The organism is Candidatus Woesearchaeota archaeon, assembly GCA_026394965.1.
In the GTDB taxonomy this organism is placed as follows: domain Archaea; phylum Nanobdellota; class Nanobdellia; order Woesearchaeales; family 0-14-0-80-44-23; genus JAPLZQ01.
Genome location: JAPLZQ010000005.1, coordinates 1 through 3,758 on the forward strand (window position 1 = coordinate 1; position 3,758 = coordinate 3,758).

A 3,758-nucleotide genomic window follows, 5' to 3' on the forward strand; every position below is an offset into this window, starting at 1 on the left:
TTATGCTTTTGAAAGGAATAAGCGAAAAAAGCCTGAGATTATTAGAGGCTGGTTTAATGTCTCTCAATGAAATATTCGGCTCATTTAACCTTATTTTTGAAGAGCAAAAAAGGCTCAAAAAATACAATGATGCATTGGGCTTTTTCAGAGAGGGGCTGGCAAATATTGAGGATGAAATGCATTATCCTGATGTCAGGGATGATAGCTCAATACCTTACCTGATAAACACAATCGCAATAAATGAGAACAGGAATGAATTAAGGCGGGAATGGCCTAAAATACTGTCTCTGGACATTTCTGAAGTTGAAAAGCGCTACATAATCCCGATAAAACAGGAGTTTAAGAAGATTAAGAGAGGGGCTTTTTAAAGCGCTCATTTCAAAATAGCGAAGAGAGCTAACTCTCACTTTTTTACAAAATTTTATATATTGCCTAATGCAAAGAAATGCAGGAGGCATTTCTTGCACAAGAAATTCCTTATAATTCATAGTGCCTAAAAATACTGATGTTTCATAATTTTCAAAGAGGAATTTCTTTGTGCCCAAAACCAAAAATGGCTTTCATAAGAGTAAAAGGACATGGAAACCACAGGTATGCATACTGGGTTTCTGAAGAGTGGACAAAGGAAGGGCCAAGGCAGAAGGTTTCTGAATACCTTGGAAAAGTGATATCAGAAAAGCCTGAAAAAGAGATTAAGGAATCTGATTTTATAGGCGACAAAGAGATTAAGGAGATGGCATTTTCTGATTTTGTGAGAAAGCTTGCTGCTCTTTCGCTTCTGAAATGCGGTTTTGTTCTGAAAGGGAAGCGATACTTAAAGGAGATTGACGGGGGAAGAATAGACGCTGATCTTGAAAAAGGGAGCTTTAGCCTTGAAACGAAAGGCAGTTCAGGAAAAAAGCGCGATATTGTGATTCAGATTAACGACGGATTCATGTGCAAAAAGAGCATGGAAAACCTGCTTTTTCTGGGAAGGGGTAAAAAAGCAGGAACAGAAGAGGTTGATGAATCATTTTACTCAGAGGAAAGGATAGATGGCTATGAGCTTGCAAAGCTTGTTGTTGCAGCAGGGCTTAAGCCTGAACAGCAGACCTTTCTCACCCTTTTTGAGCGTTGCATCGGGAAGAAGCTTGACTTAAAATTAGACGACAAAACTGAATGATTAAATCCTTTCCCCGCTTATTTTGAAAAGAACCTCTGAGACATCCTTCCTGGAGATTACCCCCTGTCCCATAAGCTCAAACATCACTGACATAATGTCCTTTTTCTCAATCTTGTTTGTCTTGAGCATGTATGAGAGGATAACCTCAAACACGTCGTTTCCTATCTTTTGCTTTTTTGCAATGTTTGCTATCTGTGTTACAAAGCCCTGCCTTGAGAAGTTCTCCTGCCTGACAGCTGAAATAATCTTGTCCACGATCTCCTTCTCAACGCTCCCCTTGCTTGCAAGGTAAATCCTCTCAGAAAGGCTCTTTAACTGCGACTCAGAAACCCGTGAAATGACAAGCCCTGCCTTTTTTTGCGAGTTTGCAAGATATGGAATCTCAATGCTTTGGAGTTCGCCGGTAAACTCCATTTTGATGCTTCCTGCCTTAAGAGGATTATAAGACTTGAAATTTGTCCTTATTACATCAGAGTAGTCCAGATATCTTGTGCTAAGCATGATAATTCCCGAATAAAAGATGATTTTTTCGTCTGAAAACTCAATCTTCAGGAGATTAAGCGAGATTGTGATGTAAAAGAGGTAAATCAGGGAAAGAAGGACAAGAGCGTATTTAATGAAGGGAAAAACAGCAGAAACATCCACTGAAAAAATCTCAAAAAAAACAATGAACGGGTCCTCGCCTGCGCTGAACACAATCAGCTCATAAACTCCGTATATGAGCCCGAAAAAAAAGCCCAGCTTTAGAATTCCTGAAAAAAGCGCAAGAAGCAGATTCGGGCGGATTACAAGAATTCCCCTTGAGTTCAAAGTATTGGAATTTTCAGGCATTTTATCGTCTAATCTTCAAAGCCCATTGTGAGCTTTCTCTCCTTTTTGTCAAATCCCTTTACGCTTTTAAATGTTTTCAATTTTTCAAAAGCCTCGCTTACAGACGAGTGCGAGAGCTCCTCCTTGAGAAAATCAAAAACCTCTTTTATCTCTGAATAATGATTGTAAACTGACTCTGCCTTCTTCTGGTTTTCGCAATACTCAGACTCAAGGCGGGCTGCCGAGAGCCCCTGCTCCTCGATAAGGCGCTGAATCTTCTTCATTTCCTTGTCCTCTGAAATTGACGCCCTGCCCTGCTCTGAAAATGACGAGAGCTCGATATTACCGAAGGAAGAGTCAAGCGCTGAGCTGAATGATTCATAAGGAACTTTCCTGAAATCCTTGTAGAAGAGAAGCTCAACCGGGACAACATCAACAAGCTCGTCTGAATCTTTCTTATAGACAGAAGAAGCGCACAGCTTCCTTTTCTGGATTGATGAAATTGCAGAGAAAAGCGCCTCTTTCTCGCCTGTGCTAAGCGAGGATGAAATCTTGCTTTTCAAAACCCCTGAAATAAGGCAGAGCTCCTCTGAATAAAGCCCGCCGAAACCAAACTCAATAGCCAGGAATTTGACAACTTCCCTGTCTGAACCGGAAATAAGGGCATTAAACTCATCGCTTTTAAGGCTGAACGGGCTTATCAGTGACGGGGGAAGCTTATACTCCTCACCCTGCTTCAAAATCCTGTCTTTCCAGCTCTGGCTCTCAAGAAGCCCGAGGATTATGCTTTTTCCATCCTCTTCCTTGCATAAGATAAGATTGCCCTTGCTGAAGAGCTCAATCAGAAGGGAGTAACTCTCACTTTTGATAGTGAAGGACAGCTTTACTATCCTTTCAAACCCAATCTGCGAGATTGAGGAAAGCTGGGAGTTTTCAAGATATTTTCTAAGAAGCGAGACCATCCTTGATGGATTTTTGAGAGAATCGGGCTTTTCCTGCCCAATAAACAAAAGTGAGGGAAAAACAGCCCTTAAGATGCTTTTGCCCTTGGAAGGCACGTAAAACTGCAAAAAGAACTGCCTCTCCTCTGGCTGATACACCTTCTGTAGCCTTGCCCCTTCAAGAAACTTAAGCTCAGACAAGAGCAGGGAAAGCTCAAAAGAGGAAAGTTTCTTCAAAAAGCAGGGCTTATCTGATTTTTCCATTTTTAAGGGGAATAAGCCCCAAATATAAAAAGATTACCTGAAAAAGGGCTTTTCCTATCAAAGAAACCCTCACTTTTGCTATATGAACCTCATTCCAAAAGGTTTCTGCGATTAATTAAACCAGCTGTGCCTCTCTCTCAACACTCTGAAATCGCCCTGAAATTTTCAATAAGATTTTTATAGAAGCAGCCATTAAAATGCGATTATGGGGTGGATAGGACAGTTTTTCAGGAAAAAGGAGAATTCTGCAAATGTTCCTGTTGTTGAATCAAATGTAGCCCTCTCATTTCTGAAAGTAAGGGAGGACATGGGGAAAATCGGGCTCTGGATAAGGCACTTCGTCGAGGAAAGCGTGAAAAACAGGGAAGAGCATCTAGGGCTGAAAAGGGAAATCCTTGAGCAGAAAAAAATAATTTCCGAAATGCAGAATAACGAGGAGAAAATCCTTTTCGCCCTCGAAAAAAATGCATCAATTGTTGACGCCATGGGATTTCAGATTGAGAAAATAAGCGGGAAAATTGAAGAGAACAATGAAAAAACAGCTGAAAAACAACACGGGACAAGTCACGGGACAAGTGCGG

At 41.0% G+C, this 3,758-nt stretch carries 5 protein-coding genes; 3 read left to right on the plus strand and 2 right to left on the minus strand.

Annotation, left to right across the window (positions count from 1 at the left end):
* Both NTV63_00110 and NTV63_00115 read left to right on the plus strand, forming a co-directional pair.
* Positions 1-368: hypothetical protein (locus NTV63_00110; protein MCX6709348.1), on the plus strand; the 368-nt coding region annotated here is incomplete at its 5' end.
* A 167-nt stretch (positions 369-535) separates the two neighbouring features.
* Positions 536-1,162, plus strand: coding sequence for a hypothetical protein (locus NTV63_00115; protein ID MCX6709349.1), 627 nt, complete (start codon positions 536-538; stop codon positions 1,160-1,162).
* Here the strand turns inward: NTV63_00115 and NTV63_00120 are convergent, their stop codons facing one another.
* Positions 1,163-1,993, minus strand: a complete 831-nt coding sequence (locus NTV63_00120; protein ID MCX6709350.1) for a hypothetical protein — start codon at positions 1,991-1,993, stop codon at positions 1,163-1,165. It lies immediately after the preceding gene.
* Positions 1,994-2,001: 8 nt separating this feature from the next.
* Positions 2,002-3,177, minus strand: a complete 1,176-nt coding sequence (locus NTV63_00125; protein ID MCX6709351.1) for an NFACT family protein — start codon at positions 3,175-3,177, stop codon at positions 2,002-2,004.
* Between the two features lie 205 nt (positions 3,178-3,382).
* Between NTV63_00125 and NTV63_00130 the strand changes: the two genes are divergently transcribed.
* Positions 3,383-3,758 (plus strand): hypothetical protein (locus tag NTV63_00130; GenBank protein MCX6709352.1); only part of this gene is annotated, 376 nt, incomplete at its 3' end.

Bases quoted from the DNA above. Each gene is read 5' to 3' on its own strand.
- NTV63_00120 (MCX6709350.1), bottom strand. From the start codon at position 1,993: ATGCCTGAAAATTCCAATACTTTGAACTCAAGGGGAATTCTTGTAATC.
- NTV63_00125 (MCX6709351.1), bottom strand. From the start codon at position 3,177: ATGGAAAAATCAGATAAGCCCTGCTTTTTGAAGAAACTTTCCTCTTTT.